The sequence below is a fragment of the Brevundimonas sp. genome (assembly GCF_036963785.1).
Classification (GTDB): Bacteria; Pseudomonadota; Alphaproteobacteria; order Caulobacterales; family Caulobacteraceae; genus Brevundimonas.
This window is the reverse complement of record NZ_JBALUS010000002.1, coordinates 66,545-92,174: the sequence shown is the minus strand read 5'-3', so window position 1 is coordinate 92,174 and position 25,630 is coordinate 66,545. Positions and strand designations below refer to the sequence as shown.

Annotated in this window: 30 protein-coding genes; 15 read left to right on the top strand and 15 right to left on the bottom strand. The window is 66.4% G+C overall.

Features of this window, described 5'->3' with window-relative positions:
* Positions 1-163: 163 nt before the first annotated feature.
* Positions 164-790, top strand: coding sequence for a DUF938 domain-containing protein (locus V7672_RS03885; protein ID WP_335623386.1), 627 nt, complete (start codon positions 164-166; stop codon positions 788-790).
* Positions 791-813: 23 nt separating this feature from the next.
* Here V7672_RS03885 and V7672_RS03880 read toward each other — a convergent pair whose 3' ends face one another.
* Positions 814-1,311: a hypothetical protein gene (locus V7672_RS03880; RefSeq protein WP_335623385.1), complete on the bottom strand. Its 498-nt coding sequence runs from the start codon at positions 1,309-1,311 to the stop codon at positions 814-816.
* A 266-nt stretch (positions 1,312-1,577) separates the two neighbouring features.
* Between V7672_RS03880 and V7672_RS03875 the strand changes: the two genes are divergently transcribed.
* Positions 1,578-2,366 carry a pseudouridine synthase gene (locus V7672_RS03875; protein WP_335623384.1) on the top strand — a complete coding sequence of 263 codons (789 nt, stop codon included), beginning with the start codon at positions 1,578-1,580 and terminating at the stop codon, positions 2,364-2,366.
* Here the strand turns inward: V7672_RS03875 and V7672_RS03870 are convergent.
* Both V7672_RS03870 and V7672_RS03865 read right to left on the bottom strand, forming a co-directional pair.
* On the bottom strand, positions 2,351-2,875 hold the full coding sequence (locus V7672_RS03870; protein WP_335623383.1) for a dihydrofolate reductase family protein: 525 nt from the start codon (positions 2,873-2,875) through the stop codon (positions 2,351-2,353). The genes V7672_RS03875 and V7672_RS03870 overlap by 16 nt on opposite strands.
* A gap of 53 nt (positions 2,876-2,928) precedes the next feature.
* Entirely contained in the window at positions 2,929-3,579 is a 651-nt protein-coding gene (locus V7672_RS03865) for a glutathione S-transferase family protein (RefSeq protein WP_335623382.1), read from the bottom strand.
* 48 nt (positions 3,580-3,627) lie between these two features.
* Here V7672_RS03865 and V7672_RS03860 point away from each other — a divergent pair, with 48 nt between their 5' ends.
* Both V7672_RS03860 and V7672_RS03855 read left to right on the top strand, forming a co-directional pair.
* Entirely contained in the window at positions 3,628-4,071 is a 444-nt protein-coding gene (locus V7672_RS03860) for a MarR family winged helix-turn-helix transcriptional regulator (RefSeq protein WP_335623381.1), read from the top strand.
* A gap of 96 nt (positions 4,072-4,167) precedes the next feature.
* A complete protein-coding gene (locus V7672_RS03855) occupies positions 4,168-4,488 on the top strand; it encodes a CsbD family protein (RefSeq protein ID WP_335623380.1) in 321 nt (106 codons plus the stop codon).
* A 76-nt stretch (positions 4,489-4,564) separates the two neighbouring features.
* On the opposite strand, the gene clpA is transcribed toward V7672_RS03855, so the two are convergent.
* From clpA to V7672_RS03840, 3 genes are all read right to left on the bottom strand, one after another.
* On the bottom strand, positions 4,565-6,886 hold the full coding sequence (gene clpA, locus V7672_RS03850; protein ID WP_335623379.1) for an ATP-dependent Clp protease ATP-binding subunit ClpA: 2,322 nt from the start codon (positions 6,884-6,886) through the stop codon (positions 4,565-4,567).
* Between the two features lie 15 nt (positions 6,887-6,901).
* Positions 6,902-7,231 carry an ATP-dependent Clp protease adapter ClpS gene (gene clpS, locus V7672_RS03845; protein ID WP_335623378.1) on the bottom strand — a complete coding sequence of 110 codons (330 nt, stop codon included), beginning with the start codon at positions 7,229-7,231 and terminating at the stop codon, positions 6,902-6,904.
* A 180-nt stretch (positions 7,232-7,411) separates the two neighbouring features.
* Positions 7,412-7,882, bottom strand: coding sequence for a phasin family protein (locus tag V7672_RS03840; protein ID WP_335623377.1), 471 nt, complete (start codon positions 7,880-7,882; stop codon positions 7,412-7,414).
* A gap of 956 nt (positions 7,883-8,838) precedes the next feature.
* Here V7672_RS03840 and V7672_RS03835 point away from each other — a divergent pair.
* Positions 8,839-9,339, top strand: coding sequence for a hypothetical protein (locus V7672_RS03835; protein WP_335623376.1), 501 nt, complete (start codon positions 8,839-8,841; stop codon positions 9,337-9,339).
* A gap of 105 nt (positions 9,340-9,444) precedes the next feature.
* On the opposite strand, the gene V7672_RS03830 is transcribed toward V7672_RS03835, so the two are convergent.
* Positions 9,445-10,086, bottom strand: a complete 642-nt coding sequence (locus V7672_RS03830; protein ID WP_335623375.1) for a hypothetical protein — start codon at positions 10,084-10,086, stop codon at positions 9,445-9,447.
* On the opposite strand from V7672_RS03830, the gene V7672_RS03825 reads away from it, so the two are divergent.
* Positions 10,085-10,228 carry a hypothetical protein gene (locus V7672_RS03825; RefSeq protein ID WP_335623374.1) on the top strand — a complete coding sequence of 48 codons (144 nt, stop codon included), beginning with the start codon at positions 10,085-10,087 and terminating at the stop codon, positions 10,226-10,228. The two genes, V7672_RS03830 and V7672_RS03825, sit on opposite strands and share 2 nt — an antisense overlap.
* Before the next feature lie 87 nt (positions 10,229-10,315).
* Here the strand turns inward: V7672_RS03825 and V7672_RS03820 are convergent, their stop codons facing one another.
* Positions 10,316-10,612, bottom strand: a complete 297-nt coding sequence (locus tag V7672_RS03820; protein ID WP_335623373.1) for a hypothetical protein — start codon at positions 10,610-10,612, stop codon at positions 10,316-10,318.
* Between the two features lie 232 nt (positions 10,613-10,844).
* Positions 10,845-11,792, bottom strand: coding sequence for an IS1595 family transposase (locus V7672_RS03815; protein ID WP_335623372.1), 948 nt, complete (start codon positions 11,790-11,792; stop codon positions 10,845-10,847).
* Between the two features lie 771 nt (positions 11,793-12,563).
* On the opposite strand from V7672_RS03815, the gene V7672_RS03810 reads away from it, so the two are divergent.
* Together V7672_RS03810 and V7672_RS03805 are read left to right on the top strand one after the other, a co-directional pair.
* Entirely contained in the window at positions 12,564-13,907 is a 1,344-nt protein-coding gene (locus V7672_RS03810; RefSeq protein WP_335623371.1) for a D-alanyl-D-alanine carboxypeptidase, read from the top strand.
* A 40-nt stretch (positions 13,908-13,947) separates the two neighbouring features.
* The gene (locus tag V7672_RS03805; RefSeq protein ID WP_442888815.1) at positions 13,948-14,439 is read left to right on the top strand and encodes an FKBP-type peptidyl-prolyl cis-trans isomerase; all 492 of its coding nucleotides are present in this window, start codon (positions 13,948-13,950) and stop codon (positions 14,437-14,439) included.
* Here V7672_RS03805 and V7672_RS03800 read toward each other — a convergent pair.
* The 3 genes from V7672_RS03800 to V7672_RS03790 form a co-directional block, all read right to left on the bottom strand.
* Positions 14,436-14,702: a hypothetical protein gene (locus V7672_RS03800; RefSeq protein WP_335623370.1), complete on the bottom strand. Its 267-nt coding sequence runs from the start codon at positions 14,700-14,702 to the stop codon at positions 14,436-14,438. The two genes, V7672_RS03805 and V7672_RS03800, sit on opposite strands and share 4 nt — an antisense overlap.
* Complete coding sequence (locus V7672_RS03795; RefSeq protein WP_335623369.1) at positions 14,699-15,526, bottom strand: division plane positioning ATPase MipZ; 828 nt, start codon at positions 15,524-15,526, stop codon at positions 14,699-14,701. Before V7672_RS03795 ends, V7672_RS03800 begins: the two co-directional genes overlap by 4 nt.
* Before the next feature lie 103 nt (positions 15,527-15,629).
* Positions 15,630-16,289 carry an SPOR domain-containing protein gene (locus V7672_RS03790; protein WP_335623368.1) on the bottom strand — a complete coding sequence of 220 codons (660 nt, stop codon included), beginning with the start codon at positions 16,287-16,289 and terminating at the stop codon, positions 15,630-15,632.
* Between the two features lie 77 nt (positions 16,290-16,366).
* On the opposite strand from V7672_RS03790, the gene panC reads away from it, so the two are divergent.
* Positions 16,367-17,227 (top strand): pantoate--beta-alanine ligase, encoded by an 861-nt coding sequence (gene panC / locus V7672_RS03785; RefSeq protein WP_335623367.1) that lies wholly within the window; start codon positions 16,367-16,369, stop codon positions 17,225-17,227.
* A gap of 9 nt (positions 17,228-17,236) precedes the next feature.
* Here panC and V7672_RS03780 read toward each other — a convergent pair whose 3' ends face one another.
* From V7672_RS03780 to V7672_RS03770, 3 genes are all read right to left on the bottom strand, one after another.
* On the bottom strand, positions 17,237-17,986 hold the full coding sequence (locus tag V7672_RS03780; protein WP_335623366.1) for a chorismate mutase: 750 nt from the start codon (positions 17,984-17,986) through the stop codon (positions 17,237-17,239).
* A gap of 237 nt (positions 17,987-18,223) precedes the next feature.
* Entirely contained in the window at positions 18,224-18,775 is a 552-nt protein-coding gene (locus tag V7672_RS03775; RefSeq protein ID WP_335623365.1) for a prephenate dehydratase domain-containing protein, read from the bottom strand.
* A gap of 7 nt (positions 18,776-18,782) precedes the next feature.
* Positions 18,783-20,156, bottom strand: a complete 1,374-nt coding sequence (locus tag V7672_RS03770) for a class II 3-deoxy-7-phosphoheptulonate synthase (RefSeq protein ID WP_123286385.1) — start codon at positions 20,154-20,156, stop codon at positions 18,783-18,785.
* Between the two features lie 254 nt (positions 20,157-20,410).
* On the opposite strand from V7672_RS03770, the gene rpsF reads away from it, so the two are divergent.
* The 6 genes from rpsF to alr all read left to right on the top strand — a co-directional run bounded on the left by rpsF (position 20,411) and on the right by alr (position 25,603).
* Positions 20,411-20,785, top strand: coding sequence for a 30S ribosomal protein S6 (gene rpsF / locus V7672_RS03765; RefSeq protein ID WP_335623364.1), 375 nt, complete (start codon positions 20,411-20,413; stop codon positions 20,783-20,785).
* 11 nt (positions 20,786-20,796) lie between these two features.
* Positions 20,797-21,084: a 30S ribosomal protein S18 gene (gene rpsR / locus V7672_RS03760; protein ID WP_123286383.1), complete on the top strand. Its 288-nt coding sequence runs from the start codon at positions 20,797-20,799 to the stop codon at positions 21,082-21,084.
* 1 nt (position 21,085) lies between these two features.
* Complete coding sequence (rplI, locus tag V7672_RS03755) at positions 21,086-21,670, top strand: 50S ribosomal protein L9 (RefSeq protein WP_335623363.1); 585 nt, start codon at positions 21,086-21,088, stop codon at positions 21,668-21,670.
* Positions 21,671-21,825: 155 nt separating this feature from the next.
* On the top strand, positions 21,826-23,307 hold the full coding sequence (locus V7672_RS03750; protein ID WP_335623362.1) for a replicative DNA helicase: 1,482 nt from the start codon (positions 21,826-21,828) through the stop codon (positions 23,305-23,307).
* 94 nt (positions 23,308-23,401) lie between these two features.
* Positions 23,402-24,520 carry a hypothetical protein gene (locus V7672_RS03745; protein WP_335623361.1) on the top strand — a complete coding sequence of 373 codons (1,119 nt, stop codon included), beginning with the start codon at positions 23,402-23,404 and terminating at the stop codon, positions 24,518-24,520.
* A gap of 48 nt (positions 24,521-24,568) precedes the next feature.
* The gene (alr, locus tag V7672_RS03740; protein ID WP_335623360.1) at positions 24,569-25,603 is read left to right on the top strand and encodes an alanine racemase; all 1,035 of its coding nucleotides are present in this window, start codon (positions 24,569-24,571) and stop codon (positions 25,601-25,603) included.
* Positions 25,604-25,630 lie beyond the last annotated feature (27 nt).

Here is a 25,630-nt window from a genome sequence, read left to right as displayed (position 1 = left end):
AGTGGGCGCAACGATCACGCCCTGTTACACGCTCAAACATCCTCGCGAACCAAAGGTCAACTGCTGCAAGTTTTGACCGTTCGTGCCACACAGCCCCTCGGAATCCCGCACGCCACGCGGCTGTAACCGGTTACCTCCGGCAGGAATGTGATGGAGAATATTTTTGACGGCTGACGGTCCCGGACACGATCCCGCCCTGTTGACCCCGGCGGGCGAGCGAAACCTGCCCCATATTCTGCGGTTCCTTGCCCCTCACCTTCCGGCGACGGGTCGACTGCTCGAGATCGCAACCGGCACCGGCGGTCATGGGCTGGCCCTCGCCCGTGGTCATGCGGGTCTGACCGTCCTGCCGACCGACTTCAGTGAGGATGCGGTGAAGACGCTGGCGGACTGGCGGAAAGCCCATGGCCCGGACAACTTCCTGCTGCCGTCACAACTGGATGCCGCCGACGCCGGCACCTGGCCCGACGGGACGTTCGACGTCGTCCTGTGCATCAACATGATTCACATCAGCCCCTGGTCTGCGACCGTGGGCCTGATGACGCTCGCGGGGGAGCGGCTGGTGCGGCCGGGCGGCCTGCTCGCCCTCTACGGCCCCTACATCGAGGCCGACGTCGAGACCGCGCCCAGCAATCTCGCCTTCCATGAAAGCCTGAGGGCGCGCGACCCGGATTGGGGTCTGCGCGCCCTCGAAGACGTCGTGTCAGAGGCCCGGTCGAACGGACTGAGGCTCACGCATCGCGTCGCCCTGCCCGCCAACAACCTCGGACTGTTGTTCCGCTCGGTCTGAACACCCCTTCAGCCGAGACGGGTTCAGCCGATACGGGCTGTCGCCGCCGACAGGGCATCCCGGTCGGCCAGCATGGTCACGACGTCGCCATCGGTCACCACGGCGGGCGCGTCCACATAGTCGGACGGATCTGCTCCGGCCGCGCGGGTCGCATGCACCACGCCCTCGCCAAAGGCGATGACCGGCACACCCCGACTCTTGGCCATGTCGATCAGCTCGCGCACCGCCTTGTCCCCGGCTTCATCCGAATAGCCGCCGGGTACGACCAGCGCCTTCAGATCTCCGCTTTCCAGATCCTTGCCCTTGGCCGTCGGCAGCACGGTGACGCCGTTGACGTGCAGGCTGGCCTCGCCGGTCGAGATCGGCGCGATCGACAGGCCACCGGCCTGGATCATCGGCTCGACATCGCCCAGAGGGCCGAAATTCATGTCGCGACGCATGGCCAGGCCAATGCGGGCCCGCGTCGGAACGCGTTGGAAACGATTGCGGTAGGGGGTTTTCTTGGCAGCTTGAGCTTTCAAAACAAATCCTTCTGTTGTTGGCACGCAAAACCCGAACGCATCCAGAAATCTGGGCAGGGGTTCACCGCAGTAAAAACAGGATCGACGACCGTGATCTGGAATCACGGCCGCGAAGCGTGCGCGGTTCAATTGGTAGGGTCTTGATATAGGGAGCCGATACTCAAAGTCAACGCGCCGCGCCGTCGCCCTGCTTGGTCGCCGGGGCCGAACGTCTCAGGCTCCACACGCCGCTGGCGGCTGTGCAGGCGACAGGATAAACCCGGCTCATGTCGCTGAGCCGCACCTATACGGGCACCGAGCCCGTCCGCCTGAACAAGTTCATGGGCCAGTCGGGCCTCTCCTCACGGCGCGAAGCCGACGCCCTGATCGCCGAGGGTCTGGTCTCGCTCGACGGCGAGACTGTCACCGACGCGGGCCGCAAAATCCAGCCGGGCCAAACCCTGACCCTGGCCGGCGCGGCGCAGGACAAACTGGCCGAGGCCGTCACGATCCTGCTGCACAAACCCATGGGCTATGTCTCCGGCCAGCCCGAGCCCGGCAAGATTCCGGCCGCCCGGCTGCTCACGGCCGCGGCCCAGCTGGGTGAAGGCCCCCTGCCCTCCTCGCGCGACAGCCTGCCCCCGATCGGACGGCTGGACGAGGATTCGCGCGGCCTGCTGATCCTCTCGACCGACGGGGTCGTGGCCAAGGCCGTGATCGGGCCCGACGCCGACCTGCCCAAGACCTATCAGGTCTGGGTGCGCGGAACCCTGACGGACTCCAAGATCGCCCGCCTGCGTTTCGGCCTGTCGCTGGACGGTCGTAATCTCAAGCGCGCCGAGGTCGAGCAGATCGGCCCCCTGTGCCTGCGTTTCGTCCTGCGCGAGGGCCGCAACCGTCAGATCCGGCGCATGTGCGAAATGCTGGACCTGCGCGTCATGGATCTGTGGCGCACCCACATCGGGCCGATCACCCTGGACGGCCTCCCCGAGGGCCGCTGGCGTCACCTGACCCCGGCCGAGCGTGCGGCCCTCACAGGATCGGGCGCGGCAGGCGCCGGTCAGGCCGGGACGTAGGTCAGCTCGATCGCTTCCCCGCCGATCCGCCGGTGCCTGACAAGGCGCAGCGGCGGCCTGGGGCCCGCGAACAGCGGATCGCCCCCGCCCAGCACGACGGGGTGAACGCACAGGCGATATTCGTCGATCAGGCCGGTCAGGGCGTGCGCCAGCACCGGCCCGCCGACATGGAGATCACCCTCCCGCTCCTGTTTCAGACGGGCCACCACGCCCTCCACATCCTCGGCGACCAGCGTGGCATTGGGGCCGACCGCGGTCAGGGTCCGCGAGGCGACCCACTTGGGCTCCGCGCGCCAGGCCTCTGCAAACTCTCGAAGGTCCGGCGTCCACTCCGGATCGTCCTGCTCCCAGTAACGCATGATCTCGTACAGGCGTCGGCCATAGATGCTGCCGGCCGAGCTGCGGACCTGCTCGATGAAGTGGCGAAACAGGACGTCGTCGGGCCCGAACTTCTCGTGATCGACATAGCCGTCCAGCGAGACGTTCATTCCGTACACAAGTCGGGCCATGCTGCAGTCTCCAGTCAAGCGTTACGCGGGTGCCGAACAGGCCGGCGGTCGGGTCAGGCCGGTGCATAGTCCCGGAACGGCTTCATCTGATCGGCCAGCGCGCGTTGGAACGCCGGACGGGCTTCGGCCCGGGCGACGTAGGCGGCCAGGGCCGGATAGCCGGCAACGATGTCGGTGTGACGCAGGTCGCGCAGCACATGGGTCATCAGGATGTCGGCGGCGCTGAACCGGTCGTTGGCGAACCACTGACGGTCGCCCAGCGCGGCCTGCAGCTCGTCCAGCCGCTTGCGAAGCGCGGCCTCGACCTCGGGCCGACGCGCCCTGGCCCAGTCGGCCTCCGCATTGAACAGGTCGATGATCGCCAGGGCGGCGACATGCGGCTCGATCGTGTTTGAGGCCGCGAACAGCCAGGTCAGGACCATGGCCCGTCCCGCGTCGTCGGCCGGCATCAGGGCGTCCGAACTCTGGGCGATCCACAGCACAATGGCGCCGCTCTCGAACATCTCGACCTTGCCGTCGCTGAAGGCCGGGACCTGACCGAAGGGCTGCAGCGCGCGGTACTCGGGGGTCGCCTGATCCTCGAACCCGATCAGGTGCGCGTCATAGCCCAGACCCGCTTCCTCCAGCGCCCAGCGTACCCGGATGTCCCGCACCGAACCCTGCGCAAAGGGCGGCACCCATTTGAAGGCGGTGACGGTCGGCATGGCTTCGCTCCCTTTGACTTATATGTTGATATCAATGTAAGTGATCGCATGTCAAACCCGATGCCCTATCAGGCCACCCTTCATGTCCGGGACCATTGCCTGTGCCTGCATGCCCAGCGGGCCGCCCGGGTTCTGGCCCGGCGCTTTGACGTGGCGCTCGCCCCGGTGGGCCTGACCAGCGGCCAGTTCAGCCTGCTCAACGGCCTGAACCGTCCGGAGCCCCCGACCCTTGGTGCCGTGGCTCATCTGCTGGCCATGGACCGGTCGACCGTCACCGCCAACCTCAAGCCGCTTGAACGCAAAGGTCTGGTCAAGACCACGATCGACACCCGGGACCGGCGTAGCCGCAGGGCCGCCCTGACCGACGCGGGCCGCGCGCTCCTCGCCGAGGCCCTGCCGATCTGGACGCAGGAACACGCCCGCCTCGACGCCGACCTCTCGGACGTCGCCGCCCTCCGCGCGGGGCTGAACGAGGTCACGGCCACACCCTGACCAGCGCTGCGATGTCGCAGGCCGCCAACGGAACTCTGCTGCGCCGCACGCGCTTGATGAGGACCTCCCCCACCCCATTCCACCAGGAGATTCTCCATGACCGATCAGCCCGTGACCGACCAACGCCTCGAAGGCACCCGTCAGAAGACGGTCGGGAAGGCCCGCGCCGCGCTGGGCCGCCTGACCGGCAACCGCAAACAGCAGATCGAGGGTCATCTGACCGAATACAGCGGCAAGGCGCGCGACGCCTATGGCCGCGTCATCGACGGCCTCGACGGGCTCGTCGACAAGGCCCCGACCCAGTATCAGGGCAAGGCCCGTCAGGGTCTCGATTTCGCCCGCCGCAAGCCCCTGCTGACCACCGGCGTCATCGCCGGCCTGGCCGTGCTGCTGGGCGCGCTGGGCCGCCGCCGCTAGGCACGGTCACCGCCTGACATGATTGAGGCCCGGGGCGCGAACCCCGGGCCTCTTTTCATGCGCGATATCCGCGGTCTCAGTCGGCGGTCGCATCCTCGTCGGCATCGGCCGCCGCGGCCTGTTTCGCCGCCGCCTCGGTGCCCGAGATGTCGAAGACGATCTTGCCGTCCTTCAGCGCCACCTTGACGTGCCCGCCCTTGGTCAGGCGACCGAACAGGATGTCATCAGCCAGCGGCTTCTTGATGTGCTCTTGGATCACCCGGCCCAGAGGCCGCGCGCCATACAGCTCGTCAAAGCCGTTCTTGGCCAGCCAGTCGGTCGCCTCGTCCGTCAGCTCGAGGGTGATGTTGCGATCCCCCAGCTGCACTTCCAGCTGCAGGATGAACTTGGTCACCACCTGACGGATGGTGTCCGCGCCCAGCGCCTTGAAGGTGATGATCGCATCCAGCCGGTTGCGGAACTCGGGCGTGAACAGGCGCTGGATGGCCTTGTCATCCTCGCCCTCGACCTTGCCCCGGCCAAAGCCGATCGCCGCCCGGGCATTGTCGGCCGCCCCGGCATTGGTGGTCATGATCAGCACCACATTGCGGAAGTCGACCTTCTTGCCCAGCGCATCGGTCAGCATCCCGTTGTCCATGACCTGCAGCAGGATGTTGTAGACGTCCGGGTGGGCCTTCTCGATCTCGTCTAGCAGCACCACGGCGTGCGGATGCTGGTCGACAGCGTCGCTCAGCAGCCCGCCCTGGTCGTGCCCGACATAGCCGGGAGGCGCCCCGATCAGCCGGCTGACGGTATGGCGCTCCATATATTCCGACATGTCGAAGCGCAGCATCTCGATGCCCAGCGTCGCCGCCAGTTGCTTGGCCACCTCGGTCTTGCCGACGCCCGTGGGCCCGCTGAACAGGAAGCTGCCGATGGGCTTGTTCGACTCGCGCAGGCCGGCCCTCGCCAGCTTCATGGCCGACGACACCTGGTCGATGGCCTGCTCCTGGCCATAGACCACCCGCTCCAGATCGCCCTTCAGTTCCTTCAGGCTCTCGGTGTCGGACTTGGAGACCGACTTCGGCGGGATGCGCGCCATCTTGGCGATGACCTGTTCGACCTCCTTCTGGCCGATGGTCTTCTTGCGGCGCGACTCGGGCAGCAGCATCTGGCTGGCCCCGGCCTCGTCGATCACATCGATCGCCTTGTCGGGCAGTTTCCGGTCCGACATGTAGCGCGACGACAGCTCGACGGCCGTGCGGATCGCCGCCTCGGTATAGCGCAGCTTGTGGTGGCTTTCGTAATACGACTTCAGCCCGCGCAGGATCTTGACCGTGTCCTCGACCGTCGGCTCATGCACGTCGATCTTCTGGAAGCGGCGGGCCAGGGCCCGGTCCTTTTCAAAGTGCTGGCGGTACTCCTTGTAGGTCGTCGAGCCCATGCACCGCAGGGTCCCCGACGCCAGCGCCGGCTTCAGCAGGTTCGAGGCGTCCATGGCCCCGCCCGAGGTCGCCCCCGCCCCGATCACCGTATGGATTTCGTCGATGAACAGGATGGCGTTGTCGTGGGTCTCGAGTTCCTTGACGACCTGCTTCAGCCGCTCCTCGAAATCCCCGCGATAGCGCGTCCCGGCCAGCAGCGAGCCCATGTCCAGCGAGAAGATGGTCGCGTCCTTCAGGACATCCGGCACCTCGCCATTGACGATCTTGCGGGCCAGACCCTCGGCGATGGCGGTCTTGCCGACGCCCGGATCGCCGACCAGCAGCGGATTGTTCTTGGTCCGGCGGCACAGTATCTGGATCGAGCGTTCGACCTCGCTCTGGCGGCCGATCAGCGGATCGACCTTGCCCTGGCGCGACTTCTCGTTGAGGTCGACGCAATAGGCCTCCAGCGCCTCCCCGCCCGACTTGGCGGCGGCGGCATCCTCGGCATCCTCGGGCGAGGCGGGCTTGGCCGGGCGCGTCTCGGCAGACCCGGGCCGCTTGGCGATCCCGTGGGCGATATAGTTGACCGCATCATAGCGGGTCATGTCCTGCTCCTGCAGGAAGTAGGCGGCGTGGCTCTCGCGCTCGCTGAAGATGGCGACCAGCACATTGGCACCGGACACCTCCTCGCGGCCCGAGGACTGCACATGGATCACGGCGCGCTGGATCACGCGCTGGAAGCCGGCGGTCGGCTTGGCGTCGTCGCCATCGGGCGTGGTCAGCGCGGCCAGATCGTTGTCGACATAAAGGGTCAGCGCCACCTTCAGCGCCGCCAGATCGACATTGCAGGCGCCCATGACGACCGAGGCGTCCGGGTCGTCGATCAGCGCCAGCAAAAGGTGTTCGAGGGTCGCATACTCGTGGCGGCGCTCATTGGCGTAGGAGACCGCGCGGTGCAGCGTCTCTTCGAGAGGACGGGAAAACGAAGGCATCGGGTAAGGCTCCTCTCAGTCCTTTTCCATCGTGCATTGCAGGGGGTGCTGGTGCCGTCGGGACGTCTCTATCACTTGGGCGACCTTGGTTTCGGCCACCTCATAGGTAAAGACGCCACACACTCCCACACCGTTCTGGTGCACCGAGAGCATGATGCGAGTCGCGTCTTCGCGACTCTTTCCGAAGAAGCGTTCCAGCACATAGACGACGAATTCCATCGGCGTGTAGTCGTCGTTCAGGATCAGAACGCGATACAGCGACGGCTTTTTCAGCTTGGGCCGGGTTTCGGTGACGACGGCGGCACCGAGACCTCCACCATTCTCATCAGGCCGTGATTTGGGCATTCGAAGTCCGGATCGGGGAAGAGACAGACAGATAGGTCATCATGTCGGGATTTGAAGGGACGTCCAGTCACACGTCGTTGTGAATCCTGACGAAGGGCCAAAAACGGGGCGCGCCGCAGACGCAAACGGGCCCCGGCGTTTCCACCGGGGCCCGTCCATGTTCCGTCAGGAAGCTCGGGGTTAGCGAGCGGCCTGGAACTTCTCAACCGAGGCGGTGACGCGCTCGTTGATCGGCTTGAAGCTGTCCTTGACCGAAGCGGTCATGACTTCAGCAGCCTTGTTCATTTCCGCCACGTACAGCTCGATGGCCGACTTGGTGAAGCTGGTCTGCAGCTCGATCATTTCCTGAACCGAACGGGCCTGCGTCAGTTGCTGGGCGGCGGCGACGCCGTCTTCCCACGACTTGCGCGAATAGGCGGCGGCCTGCTTGGTCAGGGCCTCGGTCCCCTTCTGGGCAGCGGCGGCCGACTCGACCACGGCGTCGAGGTTCTTCTTGGCCTGGACGCTCAGCTCCGACATGGAGGCCATGGACTTGTCCATGCCTTCACGGACGGCCTGCGCACCGGCAGCCTGGATCTTTTCAGCCTGGGCCTGGGCCTTGGCGGTGGCGTTCTCGACGGTCTTCTTGGTGGTTTCGGCGGTGTCAGCCATGGTCACATCTCCTGGTTCGGGTGGCGGCCTGCGCCGCTCTGAAAGGTCCACCCCACGCATAACTCCGGGGCGTTGATGTGCCATATGGTGCAGGTGCGAAGGGATTTCAAGTGAATTTTGTGCAGCGCACCATTTTGGTCCGAACCCGCTCACGATGCCGCCTTGCCGAAACGGAATATCCACCAGCGAATTGCGGCATTCGCTTCTCCCGATACCGTGGCGGTTAGATGGAGGGGACAGATGCAAAAGCGGATCGTAGGCCTCTGTGCTGCTTTCTTGGCAGGCTGCGCACCGGTTTCCACCGGACATCGGATCGTGGAGGCAGTTGAAGGCGATCCAGCGCTCTATCCAGCGTTTGAAGCTGCGGCGCACTCTTGCTCGTTTGAGGGGGCCAGAAAGGTAGCCGACGGTCGGGGCAGAAGCCATTTTCTGATCACTTACACCTGGCCCATATCGGCAGAGACCAGATGTCTCTTTGACTGCCTGGATCGCAACGCCGACGGTCAACTTTTTCGATCACCGCACTAGATTGATGGCGGCCACGCGGACACTCTCGGAACTCGCATTGTGCACTCTGGCAGTGCTCCAGATGGGCCGCACCGCATCACCCCCGCCGTGACCGCCGTGCCTTCGCTGTGTCCGCTGTGATGACCCTCTTCACCTCGCGCTTCTCCCCACCGGGGGAGAAGGTGTCAGGCGGAGCCTGACGGATGAGGGGGAGGGTCGAGCCGAGTCGGCCGCGTCAGTTTTCTCCCCACCGGCCCCCTCATCCGGGCCGCTCCGCGGCCCACCTTCTCCCCCGAGGGGAGAAGGAATGCATAGCTACGCCCCCCAAACCCGCGCATCTCCGGCAACAAACCCCAGCCTTTCCAGCACTCTCCCCGTCCTGACCGCCATTCTCCCCGCCCTGCCCGGCCGCCCCCGCACACTGGCCGGTTGAAGACAGGGAGGACCCGATGGACCCGCACGACCCCAATTCCACCGATCAGGGCTACTGGCCCAATGACTGGCCCGGACACGATCCTGCCTACGACCCCGACCGGGCCAGCATCGACGACGAATGCGCCGGCATCTTCGCCGAGCGTGAACCTTCCATACGTTCCGGCCATCACCGCGCCTCGGACGCCACCTGGGCCCGCGCCCGGGCCGACTATCTGGCGGGGGAGTCGGCCGCCGTGGTCTGCGACCGCTACGGCATGCGCGTCTCAACCCTGCGCAATCGCGCCGCCGCCGAGGGCTGGCGCCGTCAGGACCAGCCCGAACCCGAACCCGTCGACCTCGACGCCGAGCTTGAGGCCGGCCTGCCCGACTATGCCGACATGGCCGCCCACGCCCTGATCCGCCTCAACCGCGCCATCCTGAAAGGCCACGCCACCGAAGCCGGCCGCTGGATGCGCCTGCACCGCACCCTGCTGGACATGGCCCGGAAGCCGGTAATCCTCCCCCCTCGGGGGTAGTTATATACGTGACAAAGCAGACGGACCAGTTTAGCGATTCGACGGGACAGGCCGGTGCTATCGACGTGACCCCCGCTATGATCGAGGCGGGGGTTGCGGAGCTTGTCAGGACTCTTGGGGGTCAGACGGAGGGGGAGAACCGCTTCGTGGATTTCCCTGAGATGGCCAAGAGCCTTTTCCGCGCAATGTGGCAGCAACAGCAGCGATAGACTGCCTCATGCTGCCATCCCGGTCGTAAAGGTCCACTATCAGCTGGGATGTGATCCCGTTGAGGCGGCCTAGTTCGTCTATGATGCGCTGTAGGTCTTTGACCGAGCTTCCGTGGTAAGTGGGCGGCTTCGCTGAGTTCGGCGCGCGCACCTTGGCATGAAGCCGGTCGGTTCTTGAGTGGACCACATACTCAGCGTGGATCAGGTCGTTTCTCTGGTCCGCAATCGCCTTCGTGCCCTTGATGATTTCGGCAAGCTGGACGCGGCGGGGCTCGTCTAGATCCCCGTGCTCTAGTGCCAGCTCCAGCAGGTCGCGTCTGGCCTTGTGAGTGGGTTGTCTGGCCCATATCGCGTAGGCGTATGAGTGCTTTCCGCCGACCAAGTATGTGAACAGGCGGCTTAGGTCGATTTCGTGGTTGTTCCAGAGTATCGTGAGGGTGCCGATGAGTGCGGCCTCTTCGGAGAAATGCTCCCGAATTTCGTCCGCATGGCCGAGGCGACCAAGGGGCCAATATTGAATTCCAGGACGCTTTGTCATGACCGAAGAGCCTAAGCCAGAGTCGCCGGAAGCCGACGAAGAATTCGAGCGGGTTCTGCGAAACCTCGTGAACACGCCGCACAAGCCGCACGAGAAGAAAGAGGGGCGCGACCCGAAGGCCGCGCCGGAGAATGACAGATGACGCTAGGACGGAAGTTGCGGCTTAAGCTGGCGCTGTGGGTGTGCCACACCGTTCTCCGCGTCCCCGTGGAGCCTCATCACTGGTTCCTTATCGCGCGCCCATCAGCTTCTTAAGAAGGTGGGGATAGGCGAGGCCTCGGGCCGAATAACAGCCCGCTCCTTTCACCGAGAGGTTCACGACCGCGATCATGTCCCGGTCCTCATAGATCGGGGCATCGAAGTAGATCGCGTCGCAAAGCCCGGATGCTGTCTTCTCGCTTTTCAGAATGTAGGACGACGTGGGCTCGTCCCACACATCAACCGCACCGCCGCCCTCTTCATAAATCTTGGCGACGGTGGCGGACCTCCGCTCTGAGTAGTCCGGTCCGCTTTGAATGCGGATCATGACCAAATGAACTGCCATATAACGCTTTCCTTATGCGTTGCCGGAGAGCGTTGACCGAAACACCGATTCACTTGATATTGGTGGTCCTGAAACATCTGGTCGCTGCCCTACAGCGGTTGGAGAAAAAGCCCGGTCGTGCGCGAACACGGCTGGGCTTTAACCTTTTGGCGCGATTCCCTTTTTGTTCCAATAGCCGCGCTTGCGGAGCGTCCACAGGCGGCGAGCCTTCTGCTTACGCGTAAGCGGCTTCGTCAGTCCGCCGATACATCAGGCGCTTGCCGCCGATGCCACGCAGGGCTTCATCGGTGCGCATCGTGTCGTTCACGCCAAGGCCGATACGGTTGGAATAGCGGAAGTCGAACTCTGCAAGGTAGCGCGACAGGTGCGCTTCTGAGACGTGATGGAACGTCCCGATGATCCCGCGCTTGAGGAGCGAGAAGAAGCCCTCGACCGTGTTGGAATGGATCGTGGCGTCACCCTTGCGGACGTATTCGTTCAGGCCGTGGTTGACCTTGCCGTGTGCGGCGAACTCGGTGCCGACATTGCGATACTGGCCCGCTTCGTCGGTCATCAGGATGCTTTCACGACGGACCTGAGTGCGAAGGATCGGGTTCAGGGTTTTGCCGGTGACGTTGGCGACATGGAACGAGCGGGCACGGCCGTTGCGCTCAATGAGCGTGAAGGCGATCTGCTTGCCGACCGCGCCGATGTTCTTCGGGTTGCGCTTTGACAGGCGCTTGTTCTTTTCCTTGCCGCCGATGACGGTTTCGTCGGCTTCAACGGTCTTGCCCTCGCCACCAAGGGGAGCGGGGTTCGTTTCGGTCATGGCCTCGCGGATGCGGTGGCACATGAACCAAGCGGTCTTGTAGGTCACGCCGATGGTGCGGCCGATCTGGTGGGCGCTGATGCCCTTCTTTGAGGACGCCATCAGGTAGGTGGCCAGCAGCCACTTATTGAGCGGCACCTTGGAGCGCTCAAAGACGGTTCCAACGGTGATCGTGAACTGGTCGCGGCAAGCGTTGCACTGGTAGAGGCCAGCGCGGGCGCTGCGGCCTTTGATCTCGGTCGCTTCATTGATGACGCCACAGTGCGGGCACACCGGGCCGTGGGGCCAGCGGGTGCGCTCCAGATGGGCGCGGGCCTTGTCGGCACAGGTGAAGATCGGGTCGGTCAGGTTCATTGCGTTGCTCCAGTAGGAAAACCCTACGGATTCAACGGTGCTTTGTCAAGTATATAACTACCCCCCCTCGGGGGAGGGGGACCGCAGCGCAAGGCGTTGGGGTGGAGGGGGCAGTACCGCAGGCGAAACCCAACCCCCTCATGGACGCCCTCGAAGCCCAGGTCGCCGAAATCCAGGCGATGGCGCACGCATTGGCCGGGGGCAAATCCCCGTCATCCTCGGGCTTGACCCGAGGATCGGAGCGGGCAGTCGGCGTCCGTCCCGGCACAGACCCTGCCCCCATGGCCCACGTCACGGATGACACCGATCCTCGGGTCAAGCCCGAGGATGACGACCGGTATGGCGACGAGTCGATTTCAGACCGTTCAGACGGTTCAGACGGTAAATTGCGGGAGGATGCAGCGTCTCCTCCCCATCTCAGATGGGGAGGGGGACCACGAAGTGGTGGAGGGGATCTTCACCCCGCGCACAGCCCTCAGCCTCCGCCCCAGAACCCCTCCGTCACGGCGCAAGATGCGCCGCGCCACCTGCCCATTGCTCCGCAACAGGGAGGAGGCATTCCAGACTATTCAGACGGGTTTCCCCCACCCGGCGACTGACGCACCACCGCTCGCCACCCCGCCCTCATCACAAGTCTGTTGATCGCGCCTTAACCCCGATGAAACCCCTGATCTACATGATAGGGTAAGGCCTTTCCGCCTGTGCGGCCCGCTCTGCGTCCGGGTCGCGTGAGTATGCGTAGGTATTGATCCAGTAAGGCAGAAACCGCTCATGACCCTCCTTTTCCGGCGTACGGTCGTCCTCCTCCTGTCCCTGTCGCTGCTGACCGTCGGGCCCCTGCCCGGCGCGTTTACGCCCGAGGCGCACAGCCGCGAGAACCTGCGCTATGCCGCCATTGTGGTCGATGCCCAGACCGGCGAGGTCATGTTCGCCCGTCACGCCGACAGCCGCCGCTATCCGGCCTCCATCACCAAGGTCATGACCCTGTATCTGGTGTTCGAGGCGATCACCGAGGGCCGCATCCAGCTGGACGATGTCATCCGCGTCTCCCCGCGCGCCGCCTCCCAGCCGCCGTCCAAACTGGGTCTGGCTGCGGGTCAGACCATCACGGTTGCCGACGCCATCCAGGCCACGGCCCTCCGCTCGGCCAATGACATGGCCGTCGCTCTCGCCGAACATGTTGCCGGGTCCGAGGCCCGCTTTGCCGCCATGATGACGCTCAAGGCCGAGGCGCTCGGCATGACCGACAGCCGCTTCGTCAATGCCAACGGCCTGCCCGACAGCCGCCAGATCACCACGGCCCGCGACCTGACCGTCCTGTCGCGCGCCGTCATGCGCGACTATCCGCAGTATTACCGCTTCTTCGGTGTCTCCAGCTGGACCTATCAGGGCCGCGACTATCGGAACACCAACGGCCTGCTGCGCTCGGGTCAGGGCTATGACGGCATCAAGACCGGCTACATCAATGCCTCGGGCTACAACCTCGCCGCCTCCGCCGTTCGCGATGGCCGCCGCCTGATCACGGTCGTGCTGGGCGGACGCTCCAGCGCCACCCGCAACGCCCACGTCGCCGAGCTGATGGATACCGGCTTCGAGATCGCCGAGAAGCGCGCGCACGGCGAACGCATCGAGGTCGCCCAGCTCTACTTCGAGCAAAAGGGCTACGGCATCGGCCCCGAGATCGCGCCGCCGGTCGTCTATGCCTCCACCACGCCCCAGCCCTATGTCCCGTCGTCGCAGGCGGCCTCACCGCCAGCCCCCCTCGCCCAGGCCATGGGTGATCGCGACCCGGATGTCGTCCTGACCTCGGGACCGGCCGTCCTGCCGTCGAATACGACCGCGCGCCTGAACAGCGACACCCCCGCCCGCCGCCCGGCTGCCGGCACCTGGAGCGTCCAGGTCGGCGCCTTCCGCGACCGGACCGTGGCCGCCGACTGGCTCACCGAGGTCAACCGTCGCTTCCGCACCACCTTCCGGGGTACCGGGCAAACGGTCGAGGAGGCCTCCGGCTGGTACCGGTCGCGCTTCACCGGCTTCACCGAAGCGGATGCCCGCGCGGCGTGCGAGACCCTCTCGGCCCGCAATGTCACCTGTATGGTCGTGCGCCCCGACTGATCCCGCTTGCCTCGCTGAGCCGGCCTGATAGCGTCACCGCATGAAGCTGCACCGTATCGCCCTGATTCCGCTGGCCGCCCTGGCGCTCACCGCCTGCGCCACTGCCGCGCCCGCCCCCGACGTCGTTCCCAGCCAGGCAGGGTGGGAAGCCGGTCAGGCCGCCTATCTCGCCTGGAACGACGGTCGACGGGGCTGGACCACCACCGACAGCGGCCTGCAGTACCGCCGCGTCGGCCGCGCCAACCCGGACGGCCGCCAGCCCGCGGCCACCGACACGGTCCGCGTCCACTACCGCGGCACCTTCATCGACGGGCGCGAGTTCGACAGCTCGTACAGCCGCAACGAACCGGCCGAGTTCCCGCTGAACCGCGTCATCAAGGGCTGGACCGAGGGCGTGGCCCTGATGCGCGAGGGCGAGACGTATCAGTTCGTGATCCCCGCTGCGCTGGCCTACGGCGACCGCTGGGTCGGCGGCGAGATCCCGCCGAACTCCGTCCTGCTGTTCGAGGTCGAGCTGCTGGCGGTGCTTTAACGCCGCTTCAGCAGGGCGTCGCGCGCGGCGTTCAGCTGGGCCGCCAGCCCTTCGGTGCCGCCCTGGTCCGGATGGGCCCGGCCCATCAGGCGGCGCCAGGCGGCGTTGACCTCGGCCGGGGTGGCGTCCGTTCCGACCCCCAGCAGGGACCGGGCCTGCTCGACCGGCATGGCCCCCTGCCGCCGGTTCGCGTCCGCCCGCCGGCCCAGCAGCACCAGCGCCCAGAAGGCCACCCCCACCGCAAGGACCGCCAAAAGGATCATTCCGTCACATCAAAGGCCGCCTCGGCCCCCTCCAGGCCCAGCGCCATCATCAGCGACCGCATCTCCTGCCGCGCCGCCACATGGGCCAGCGACACCGCCACCGGCCGGATGTCGTTCGACAGGTCCGCCACCGTCAGCCCAAAGGGGAACAGCTCGCGGTAGATGACCCGGTCCCTGAGGCCCGGCCCCATCCGGAAGCCGATCCGCTTCGACAGCTTCTTGAGCCGGTCGGTCAGCCGCTGCCGGTTCCGCGCCGCCGCCACCGACAGGCGGTTGGTGACCACGACCCAGTCGATCGGCGTGCCCCCTGCGATCGCCCGGTTCTTGCGGGCCTCCCACACGCTCTCGGAGTAGATCGAGGGCCGGATCAGGTCCAGCGTGACCGGGTCCACCTGCCCCAGCAGGTCGAAGTCGACGAAGCTGTCGTTCATCGGCGTGACGATCTGGTCGGCCAGCCCGTGCGCCTTCCGCGACAGGATCGTGTCCCCGCCCGGCGTGTCGATCAGCACCACATCGGCTATGCGCCGCGCTTCGGCAAAGGCCTGCTCGAAACGCGCCAGCTGTTCCTCTTCGCCGGCCCTGGCCAGCGCCTTGCCGTCCCCAAGGTCGGGCTCGACCGGCAGCGGCAGCTTCTGCCCGTTGGCCAGCATCCAGGCCTTGCGGTTGTCGAAGAAGCGCGCCATCGACCGCTGCCGCAGGTCCAGGTCCAGCAGCGCCACGCTGCGGCCCGAGTACAGGAGCCCCACGGCGATATGGATCGCCAGGGTGGACTTGCCGGCCCCCCCCTTCTCATTCCCGACGACGATAACTCTCGGCTGGCTCATGCACTCTGTCCCATCCCGCGACTCATGCGGGGCCCGGGCGCAAAATCGGGGGCAGACCCCTCGGGGTCAACGTCTCATCGGAAGGCTCGTGCGGTTCCGGGCCTCACGTGCCTCTTTGGCACCAAGGATCCCGGATGCGCGCAGCGGCACAGACGGCGGCGGCACCCGATGCGGGCACGGCCACCTTCAGGCGGACCAGCGAGCGGCCATCGACCGTCACCGGCTCGAAGCGCGGCGTCAGGCCGGCAAGCGCCTCGGGCGCGGCGGAGCGGATACGGGCCCAGGCCGTGCGAGCCGAGGCCTCAGTGCCGAACGCGCCCAGCTGGACCAGGGAGGCATCCTCCGCTTCCCGGCGCGTTGAGACCGGACGGGCGCGCATCTGGGGCACTGCCGCGGTGACCCGCTTCTCGACCTCATCGACGGCGGCTTCGGCGATGGCCGGAGCGGCCGCCTGCACCAGGCCCTCCATGGCCCCGTCACGCGCTTCCCACAGGTCATGGGGATCCATCACCTCGACCCGGACAGCGCCGGGGCGGCCCTCGCGCAGACCCATCTCGGCGGCCTTGCGGGGCGTTTCCAGCGGGGTCTTGCCGGGCCGGTCCAGGCTGACGGGGATGGCGGCGACGCGCTCGGCCATCTGCTCAAAGCGGTGCGGATCATGCTCAACCCAGCCACAGCCGCTCGCGCTGAGGGCCAGACCCAGGGTCAGGGCCCGTACAACGCGGCGCTTCTGCACTGGACGAAGGACTTCTGCGGACGTCATAAGGCCACCCTACCCGGCCTCCGTTGCAGCCCCGTGCACAAGTAGGCTTAAGCGAGAAGGTAAATCCGGTCTCAACCATGGACTCAGCCGCTCTGCCTCTGCCCCACGCCGCCACCCCGGCAGACCTGCGGCGCGTCGTGGCCGGCTGGCGCGCGGCAGGCGAGACCGTGGCCTTCGTGCCCACCATGGGTGCCCTGCATGACGGCCACCTGAGGCTGGTCGAGCAAGCCCGCATGGAAGCGCGGCGCGTGGTCACCAGCGTCTTCGTCAACCCGACCCAGTTCGCGGCGCACGAGGACCTCGACACCTATCCGCGCACGCTGGAGCGCGATGCGACCCTGCTGGCTGAGGCCGGTTGCGACCTGCTCTACGCGCCGACCGCGTCAGCCATGTACCCCCCGGGCTTCGCCACCCGTATCGCCATGGACGGCCCCGCCCTCGGGCTGGAGACGGACCACCGCCCGCACTTCTTCGGCGGGGTCGCCATCGTGGTCGCCAAACTGTTGAACCAGGTGCAGGCTGACGCCGCCCTGTTCGGCGAGAAGGACTATCAGCAGCTGCGGGTCATCGCCCGGCTGGCCGCCGATCTCGACATTCCCACGCGCATCGTCGGCGTGCCGACCGAGCGCGACGGGCATGGCCTCGCCCTGTCGTCACGGAATGCGTATCTCAGCGAAGAGGAGCTGACGATCGCCCGGCGGCTCAATGGTCGGCTGGCCGCGGCCGCCGCCCGCGTTCGGGAAGGCGTCTCGATCGCCACGGTCGAGCAGGAGGCCACCGCCGCCCTGCTCGCGGACGGCTTTGCCAGCGTGGACTACATCGCGGTCCGCGATGCCGACACGCTCAGCCCGCTCGCGGCCGCCACCGACCGGCCAATGCGGATACTGGCTGCCGCCTGGCTGGGGCGCACCCGGCTGATCGACAATATGGCGGTCTGACCCGCCCCGTCAGGCGATCGCGCCGACGCAGCCCTCCGGGCCACCGGGGACGACCGGCGACGAGGTCAGCGACAGGGTCCAGCCGTGGTGGGTATCGAGCCCCCGACGTCCCGCGCCCGAGCCGTCACCGGCGTCACCCCCGGCGGTCACCAGAACCCGGTCGCCGCGCGGCAGGGCCGACGGGTCGATCCGCCCGACCGCCAGCGACGTTGGAATGTCCTTGCCGAAGCCTTCGAAGACGCTGAGTGCCGCCCACTCGCGGCGAAGGCCCATCCACCAGGGGTCTCCGGCATTGATGGCCAGAACGGCGATCCCCTTCCCCTCTGCGGCAAAGGCCAGGGCGGCCTGCGGATCCCGCTCGGTCTTCAGTTCGGCGGCTCGACCGAAACGCAGCCGGGCCGCATCGAAGGCACGCGCCGGCTCAACCGGGGCCCAGACCCGCACCGACAGCTGGCCCTGACGCGCCAGACCGTGGCCGACGACCTCGCGCCACAGGGCCTCGACGGCCTCCCGGGTATCCGGCTTTGCCTGCTGCAGCACATGGGCGAGAACGGCCTGTTCGCGGTCCGGCCGCAGCTTCACATAGCCGCCGGTCGGGGCGTCCTTGGCCAGGCCGACACGGTCCGCGAGGGCCAGCCGCTTCTGGAACAGGGCGACCATTTCGTTGTCGAGCTGGTCGATTTCGTGCCGCAACGCCGCCAGGGTCAGGCGTTCCGCTTCAGCGGCTTCGTCGGGGGATTTCACAAGGGTCAGGGTCATCTGCAGAGCTTTCGAAGGGGAGGATCGGTGAGGCCGAGGTCCGCCGCTCCATCAGGAGCGGTCGCCGGTGAGGGGTCAGGAGCAAGGTCCGGACGCCTCAGCCGGCGTATCGAAAGCCGTAGAAATAGACGCCATAGGCATAGGGGGCCGACGCCGCGAAATCGCGGGCGTCAAAAGCGGCAGTCAGGGCGCGCTTGGAGGCCATGGATCGGTGATGCCCGCAGAAATCGTGCGCCGTCAAGCGCCTTCCCGCCCGAGGAGGACAAACCGCGTGCGGTTATCGGCGGAATCCTGCATGTCGTTGCGCAAAATCGACAACCCGTAGATCTCGGCGGCGCCGGCGGGGGCGAGCGCCGCGCGTGTCGAATCCTCTGCATCGGCCACTGCGCGCGCTGCGCCGGCCGTGTCGAAGGCTTCCACCGCCTTGAGGTTCAGCGATGCCAGGGTACCCACGCACTGCCCGAGGGCTGCCGGATGGCTCTCCACCGTGCGCACATCCGACAGGCGGGTGCCCCGTGGGGCCATCAGGGCCAGCCGGATGGGACGCCACACCTCGGCCAGCACAGCCAGCCCCGAAGCTTCGACCAGCCGACTCGCCGGCTGAACGTCTCCGATCTGCGAGTTCTCGACGGGGATCAGGGCGCAGTCGCACTGCCCGTCATGAACGGACTGGATCGCGGCCTCAAACGTGTCGTGGCCAATGGCCTCGTCCCACGGGCGCAACACCGCGCAGGCCTGATGACTGAACGACCCCGGCGCACCCTGATAGGCGACGCGTCCCCTGGCCATCGCGGCCTCAGGCTGCTGCAGAGCGGGATTGCCGCCCGGATTTCAGTCGCTCGGCGACCAGGAAGGCCAGCTCCAGCGCCTGGTCGGCATTCAGGCGCGGGTCGCAATGGGTGTGATAGCGGCTGCTGAGGTCGTCTTCGGTCAGCATCTGTGCGCCGCCCAGACATTCGGTGACGTTCTGGCCGGTCATCTCCAGATGCACGCCGCCCGGGTGCACACCCTCGGATTCGGCCACGTCGATGAAGGTCCGGACCTCGCTCAGGATCCGCTCGAACGGCCGGGTCTTGTAGCCATTGCCCGCCTTCAGCGTATTGCCGTGCATCGGGTCGATGGACCAGACGACCCGGCGACCGGCAGCCTTGATATCGCGCATCAGCCGCGGCAGGCGCTCGCCCACCTTGTCCGAGCCGAACCGCCCGATCAGGGTCATCCGGCCGGGGATGTTGTCGGGGTTGAGGATGTCCAGGAGCCGCAGCAGGTCTTCGGGCTCCATGGTCGGACCGCACTTGAGGCCGATCGGGTTCTTGATACCTCGCGCGAACTCGACATGGGCGCCGTCCGGCTGGCGGGTGCGCTCGCCGATCCAGACCATATGGGCCGAGGTGTCGAACCACTCGCCGCTGGCCCCGTCCAGGCGCGTCAGGGCGCTTTCCAGATTGAGCAGCAGCGCCTCATGGCTGGTGAACACCTCGACGCGCGACAGGTCCGGATGGCTCTCGGGCGTCACGCCGACCGCTTCCATGAAGGCGAGGGCCTCGCCGATCTTGTCGGCCAGTTCGCGATAGCGCGCGCCGTATGAGTTGTCGGCGGCGAAGCCCAGCGTCCAGCGATGGATATTGTAGAGGTCCGCATAGCCGCCGCCGGCAAAGGCGCGCAGCAGGTTCAGGGTCGAGGCCGACTGGTGATAGGCTTTCAGCAGGCGCTGCGGATCGGGCACCCGCTCGGTCGGATTGAAGCCCATGCCGTTGATGATGTCGCCGCGATAGCTGGGCAGTTCGACGCCATCGATCATCTCGACCGACGACGAGCGCGGCTTGGCGAACTGGCCGGCGATACGGCCGACTTTCACCACAGGCTTGCGCCCCGCAAAGGTCAGCACGACGGCCATCTGCAGGATCAGCCGGAAGGTGTCGCGGATATTGTCGGTCGAGAACTCCTTGAAGCTCTCGGCGCAGTCCCCGCCCTGCAGCAGGAAGGCATTGCCCGCCTCGACCTGGGCCAGGCGATCGGTCAGGCGCCGCGCCTCACCGGCAAACACCAGCGGCGGCAGGGCCCGCAGCTCGTCCTCGACGCCGGCCAGGGCGCCCGCGTCGGGATAGTCCGTCGGCATCTGCACGACGGGCTTTGATCTCCAGCTATCAGGCGTCCAGCGTTGGGTCATACGGCGAAGATAGAGTGTCCATGCTTCCCGAACAATAAACCGTTGCAACCATTCCGTCGCAGGCAGCGCCGCTCATGGGCCCGGAACGCTTGCTGTTTGGCCGAAAACCCCCTATAGGCCGCCGCTTTCCAGGGCTTCGGTCCCGAAATCGGAATGTAAAAGGGCCGGGAAGTCATCCCTGCCGCCGCTTCGGGAGCCATCGTTCGGTCGACTACCCGGTCCTCCGTGCGCCGAACCCTACATGGGAGATGACGATGGCTCTATACGAGCACACGGTCATGTCGCGCCAGGATATCAGCGCGCAACAGGCCGAAGCCCTCAATGAAACGATCAAGGGCCTTATCGAACAAGGCGGCGGAGCTGTCGCCAAGATCGAGTACTGGGGTCTGCGCAACCTGACCTATCGCGTGAAGAAGAACCGCAAGGCTCACTATTCGCTGATGGCCATTGATGCCCCGCCGGCCGCCATGGCCGAGGTCGAGCGTCAGCTGTCGATCAACGAAGACGTGCTGCGCTGGCTGACCGTCCGCGTCGAGGAACTCGACCTGGAACTGTCGCCGCTTCTGGCCCGTCGTGAGCGCGAGCGTGAACGCACGCCCCGCGACGATTCTTCCAACGCTTCGGAATAAGGACCGGCCCCATGACCGATACCCAATCCTCCAACGCGGCCCCCAAGCCGGGCGCCCCGGTGGGCGACGGCCCCGCCCGTCGTCCGTTCTTCCGTCGTCGCAAGGTCTGCCCGTTCTCCGGCGATAACGCCCCGAAGATCGACTACAAGGACGTCAAGCTGCTGCAACGCTACATCTCCGAGCGTGGCAAGATCGTCCCGTCGCGGATCACGGCCGTGTCGCAGAAGAAGCAACGCCTGCTGGCCAAGGCCATCAAGCGCGCGCGTTACCTGGCCCTCCTGCCTTATGTGGTGAAGTGATATGAAGGTCGTTCTGCTTGAACGCGTCGAGAACCTCGGCGCCATCGGCGACGTCGTGTCCGTCAAGGACGGCTTCGCCCGTAACTTCCTCCTGCCGCGCGACAAGGCGCGTCGGGCCACTGCCGCCAACCTGAAAGCCTTCGAAGTCGAACGCGCCGCCATCGAGGCCCGCAACGACAAGAACAAGGCCGAGGCCCAGAAGATCGCCGACAAGATCGACGGCCAGACCTATGTGATGATCCGTCAGGCCGGTGAAACCGGTCAGCTGTACGGTTCGGTCGCCGGTCGCGACGTCGCCGAGGCCATCCGCGCCGAAGGCGGCCTGGTCGAGCGCAGCCAGATCGTTCTGCACGTGCCGATCAAGGTGCTGGGTGTCCACGAAGTGCTGGTTCGCCTGCACGCCGAGGTCTCGGCCACCGTCAAGATGAACGTCGCCCGTTCGCTGGACGAAGCCGAGCGTCAGGCCAAGGGTGAAGACGTCATCCGCTCGCAATTCGACGATGAGCGCCAGGCGGCCGAAGAGGCTGCCCAGGACATGATCGAAGGCGGCGCCGGCCAGCAAGACGGCCTGGGCGAAGAGGCCTGATCGCCTCCCGCTCCGACTGACTGCCCATGAATGAAGGGGATGCACCGGCCGGTGCATCCCCTTTTTCGTGGTTCGATTTCATCCGTCCACAACGCGGGCAGTCTATCGACAGCTTTGCGACCGCGCCTGACGCAGGGAGGGGTAAGAGTTAACCCATGAACGCCCTCGCCCCCCTGTCTCTGTCGGACTCCGGTCCCCAGTCCCTGCCGCATAACCTCGAAGCCGAGCAGGCGCTGCTGGGCTGTCTGCTGTTCGACAATGCCGCCTTCGAACGCCTGTCCGAGAAGCTGCGCGGCAGCCATTTCCACGAGCCGTTCCACCAGCGCCTCTATGATGTGATCGAGGACCACATCCGTCAGGGCCTGCTGGCCGAGCCGACCCTGCTGATGGGTCGCTTCAAACAGGATCCGGCCTTCGAACAGTTCGGCGGCCTGCGCTATCTGGCCGATCTGGTCGACCGCGCCCCGCCGGCTGCCAATGCCCCCGACTATGCCCGGGTCATCTATGACCTCGCGCTGCGGCGGGATCTGATCCGCATCGGCGGTGACATCAGCCGCGCCGCGCCCGATCCGGAAACCCCGGCCCTCGACCAGATCGAAGCCGCAGAGCAGTCGCTCTACACCCTGGCCGAGACCGGCAAGCCCTCGTCCGGATTTGTCAGCTTTTCCCAGGCCCTCGCCGGCGCCGTTCAGATGGCGGGCGAAGCCTATCAGCGCGACGGCAAGCTGGCCGGACTGGCCACACAGCTGGACGACCTCGACCAGAAGCTGGGCGGTCTCTACCCCTCCGACCTGCTGATCCTCGCGGGGCGCCCGTCGATGGGCAAGACCTCGCTGGCCACCAACGTCGCCTTCAACGTGGCCCGCAACTATCGCTGGGAGCCGACGCCCGAGGGCCGCAAGACCGTCTCGGGTGGCGTGGTCGCCTTCTTCTCGCTGGAAATGAGCGCCGAACAGCTGGCCATGCGGATCCTGGCGGATGCCTCCGGCATTTCGTCCGACCGCCTGCGCAAGGGCGAGATCGACGCCTCGGACTATGGCCGGCTGCGCGACGCCGCCATCGAGATCGGCGAAAGCCCGCTCTACATCGACGCCACCGGCGGTCTGGCCATCTCGAAAATGGCCGCCCGCGCGCGCCGCCTGAAGCGTCAGGAGCATGGCCTGGACCTGATCATCGTCGACTATCTGCAGCTCCTGACCGTCGGCGACGCCAATAACCAGAAGAACCGCGTGCAGGAGGTGTCCGAGATCACCGGCGGCCTCAAGGCCCTGGCCAAGGAGCTGAACGTCCCCGTTCTGGCCCTGTCGCAGCTATCGCGTCAGGTCGAAAGCCGCGACGACAAGCGGCCCCAGCTGTCCGACCTGCGCGAATCCGGCTCGATCGAGCAGGACGCCGACGTCGTCATGTTCGTCTATCGCGAAAGCTATTACCTGGGCCGCTCCGAGCCGCGCGAGGGCACAGAGGAACACCTGAAGTGGCAGCAGGACATGGACCAGCTGCAGCACGTTGCCGAGGTCATCATCGGCAAGCAGCGCCACGGCCCCATCGGCACGGTCCGCCTGTCCTTCGACGCCGACACCACCCGCTTCGGCAATCTGGCCCACGACAACCGCTACGACAGCAGCAGCTACGAGTAGAATTCCCGAAACCGCGGATTGACAGGCTTCGAAAACCGTCAATAAATCAAGGTCAAGTGGCGACGGGGGGTCGCCCTTCTTCCAGGGGGATTCCATGCGTATTTTGCTTGTCGCGCTCGGCGCGCTGTCTCTTGCTGCCTGTGCGACACCCGTGCCGCAGGCCCGACCGCTCAATGCCGACCAGATCGCCGCCATGGGTCCGACCCGGGTCTTGGTGGTCGAGAACGACTACGGGATCGGCAAGAGCTGGGTGATGTCGGACAGCTCGGTCGCGGGCGCGCCCTACGGCCTGATCGGGGCCCTGGTGTCTGCAGGCATTGACGCGATGATGAACTACGGGCCCAGCGGTCGGGCATCGCAGGCCGCCGGCGAGGTCGCCGATGTCATCCCGCTCGACGCCCTGACGTCGTCCCTGACCGGCAATCTGACAGGGCTGGTCCCGACCTCGGCGCCCGAAGCGGCCGTGTCCTTTTCCGATGTGTCGGCCGTCCAGCGCATCACCTCGGTCGCATCCGAGGACGACGCCATCGAGGTCGCAGCCAGCTATGTGCTGTCGACCGACTCCAGCGCGCTCCGGATCACGGTGACCTCGACCTACAGCAGTGCGTCCCTGCCCTATGCGACGCCCTATTTCCCGGAAGGGTCGCCGCCCAAGTCTGAACTGGTCGGCCCGACCTATCGAAACACCTTCGTTTATGAGTCCCGCCAGCTGCCGATCCCGGTGTTGACCCCGGAGCTGAAAGAAGAGCTGGTCGTCTCGATCCGCAACAGCGCGCGGGACGAGAACGGCGCCCTGCCCGAAGAAGGCACCGACGCCCATCGCGCCATGACCAAGGAACTGGAAGACGCCGTCGACAACCGGCTGACCGACGCCGAGATCGCGTTCTTCCTGACCCGCGAGTGGCTTAAGGACGACGGGCGCCTGATCCGGGCCGAGATCGACAATGCGCACGCGCTGGCCGCGCGCTATCTCGTCATGGATCTCAACCGGACCGACGTGCCCAGCTATGAGGGCGAGGGCAGCGAGCTTGTCGAGACCCTGCCGGACGGGCGCACGGTCTACCGGCTCTCCGGCGGTCTCATGGCCGGGTCCTACATCTCGTCCCCTGCCGACGGGCGTGCCTTCGTCAACTATGGCAATGCCATCAACTACGCCTCTGTCTACATGACCCGGCTCCAGACCCTGAGAACACAGGCGCGCGAACGGCGATAGTAGGGACCGGGCGTTCCGTTCTCTTCGCAGGTGCGGCATAAGGGCGAGATGACCCGTGCCCGCCTGTCGGTCGATCTCGACGCCCTCGCCGCCAACCATGATTGTCTCGCGCGCCTGACCGGGCGGCCTGTGCAGCCGGTGGTTAAGGCGGATGCCTATGGGCTGGGGGCCGAGGCCTGTGTGACCCGCCTGATGCAGGCGGGCGCGCGCACCTTCTTCGTCGCGCGTCTGGTCGAGGGTCTGGCCCTGCGCGATGCCATGGGACCGGCCCCCGTCATCTATGTGCTGGACGGATGCACCGAGGGTGCCGCGGCAGCCCTGCGGGAGGCCGACCTCCGCCCGGTCATCAATCACGGGGACCAGCTGGCCCGCTGGCAGGAAGCCGGCGGCGGACGGTGCGGGCTGCACATCGATACCGGCATGAACCGGCTGGGGTTCCGTCCGGAACAGGCCCCTGCCGCCTTCCCCGGGCTGGAATTGGTGATCAGCCACCTCGCCTGCGCCGACGAGCCTGACAGCCCGATGAACCGGCAGCAGCGCGACACCTTCGCCGCCGTCCGCAGTCGCTATCCCGGCATACCCGCCTCCTTCGCCAATTCAGGCGGCTGTTTCCTGGGCCCCGACTACGCTTTCGATGCGGTACGCCCCGGGATCAGTCTGTGGGGCGGCGGACCCGAGGGACGGCCGGACACCCGCATCCGGCCGGTCGCCACCTTCAGCGCGCCCATCCTGCAGGTTCGACATGTGCCGGTCGGCGAGAGCGTCGGCTATGCCCGGGGCACGATCGCAGACCAGCCCCTGACCGTCGCCACCGTCGGCGCCGGTTATGCCGACGGGGTGATGCGCGCCACCAGTCCCCGGGGGCAGGTCTTCGTGGCCGGACATCTGCGGCCCATTCTGGGGCGGATTTCCATGGACGCCCTGGCGGTCGACGTCACCGGGCTCGATGTGGCCGAGGGCGACCGGGTCGAGTTGTTCGGCTCCAACCGCCCCATCGACGATGCCGCGCGCGACACCGGCACCATCGCCTATGAGCTGCTGACCTCGGTCGGCAGTCGGGTGGATCGCACCTACACCGGCTGAGGCTACGTCAGGATCGGTCGCAGGCCA

Coding starts and splice junctions, on each gene's coding strand:
- V7672_RS03870 (WP_335623383.1), bottom strand. CDS start 2,875: ATGGCCCGACTTGTGTACGGAATGAACGTCTCGCTGGACGGCTATGTC.
- V7672_RS03830 (WP_335623375.1), bottom strand. CDS start 10,086: ATGACAAAGCGTCCTGGAATTCAATATTGGCCCCTTGGTCGCCTCGGC.
- V7672_RS03865 (WP_335623382.1), bottom strand. CDS start 3,579: ATGCCGACCGTCACCGCCTTCAAATGGGTGCCGCCCTTTGCGCAGGGT.
- clpA (WP_335623379.1), bottom strand. CDS start 6,886: ATGCCTTCGTTTTCCCGTCCTCTCGAAGAGACGCTGCACCGCGCGGTC.
- V7672_RS03745 (WP_335623361.1), top strand. CDS start 23,402: ATGCGTATTTTGCTTGTCGCGCTCGGCGCGCTGTCTCTTGCTGCCTGT.
- rpsF (WP_335623364.1), top strand. CDS start 20,411: ATGGCTCTATACGAGCACACGGTCATGTCGCGCCAGGATATCAGCGCG.
- V7672_RS03750 (WP_335623362.1), top strand. CDS start 21,826: ATGAACGCCCTCGCCCCCCTGTCTCTGTCGGACTCCGGTCCCCAGTCC.
- V7672_RS03810 (WP_335623371.1), top strand. CDS start 12,564: ATGACCCTCCTTTTCCGGCGTACGGTCGTCCTCCTCCTGTCCCTGTCG.
- rplI (WP_335623363.1), top strand. CDS start 21,086: ATGAAGGTCGTTCTGCTTGAACGCGTCGAGAACCTCGGCGCCATCGGC.
- clpS (WP_335623378.1), bottom strand. CDS start 7,231: ATGCCCAAATCACGGCCTGATGAGAATGGTGGAGGTCTCGGTGCCGCC.
- panC (WP_335623367.1), top strand. CDS start 16,367: ATGGACTCAGCCGCTCTGCCTCTGCCCCACGCCGCCACCCCGGCAGAC.
- V7672_RS03860 (WP_335623381.1), top strand. CDS start 3,628: ATGTCAAACCCGATGCCCTATCAGGCCACCCTTCATGTCCGGGACCAT.
- alr (WP_335623360.1), top strand. CDS start 24,569: ATGACCCGTGCCCGCCTGTCGGTCGATCTCGACGCCCTCGCCGCCAAC.
- V7672_RS03770 (WP_123286385.1), bottom strand. CDS start 20,156: ATGACCCAACGCTGGACGCCTGATAGCTGGAGATCAAAGCCCGTCGTG.
- V7672_RS03800 (WP_335623370.1), bottom strand. CDS start 14,702: ATGATCCTTTTGGCGGTCCTTGCGGTGGGGGTGGCCTTCTGGGCGCTG.
- V7672_RS03875 (WP_335623384.1), top strand. CDS start 1,578: ATGTCGCTGAGCCGCACCTATACGGGCACCGAGCCCGTCCGCCTGAAC.
- V7672_RS03805 (WP_442888815.1), top strand. CDS start 13,948: ATGAAGCTGCACCGTATCGCCCTGATTCCGCTGGCCGCCCTGGCGCTC.
- V7672_RS03795 (WP_335623369.1), bottom strand. CDS start 15,526: ATGAGCCAGCCGAGAGTTATCGTCGTCGGGAATGAGAAGGGGGGGGCC.
- rpsR (WP_123286383.1), top strand. CDS start 20,797: ATGACCGATACCCAATCCTCCAACGCGGCCCCCAAGCCGGGCGCCCCG.
- V7672_RS03835 (WP_335623376.1), top strand. CDS start 8,839: ATGGACCCGCACGACCCCAATTCCACCGATCAGGGCTACTGGCCCAAT.
- V7672_RS03840 (WP_335623377.1), bottom strand. CDS start 7,882: ATGGCTGACACCGCCGAAACCACCAAGAAGACCGTCGAGAACGCCACC.
- V7672_RS03780 (WP_335623366.1), bottom strand. CDS start 17,986: ATGACCCTGACCCTTGTGAAATCCCCCGACGAAGCCGCTGAAGCGGAA.
- V7672_RS03820 (WP_335623373.1), bottom strand. CDS start 10,612: ATGATCCGCATTCAAAGCGGACCGGACTACTCAGAGCGGAGGTCCGCC.
- V7672_RS03825 (WP_335623374.1), top strand. CDS start 10,085: ATGACCGAAGAGCCTAAGCCAGAGTCGCCGGAAGCCGACGAAGAATTC.
- V7672_RS03855 (WP_335623380.1), top strand. CDS start 4,168: ATGACCGATCAGCCCGTGACCGACCAACGCCTCGAAGGCACCCGTCAG.
- V7672_RS03790 (WP_335623368.1), bottom strand. CDS start 16,289: ATGACGTCCGCAGAAGTCCTTCGTCCAGTGCAGAAGCGCCGCGTTGTA.
- V7672_RS03815 (WP_335623372.1), bottom strand. CDS start 11,792: ATGAACCTGACCGACCCGATCTTCACCTGTGCCGACAAGGCCCGCGCC.
- V7672_RS03775 (WP_335623365.1), bottom strand. CDS start 18,775: ATGGCCAGGGGACGCGTCGCCTATCAGGGTGCGCCGGGGTCGTTCAGT.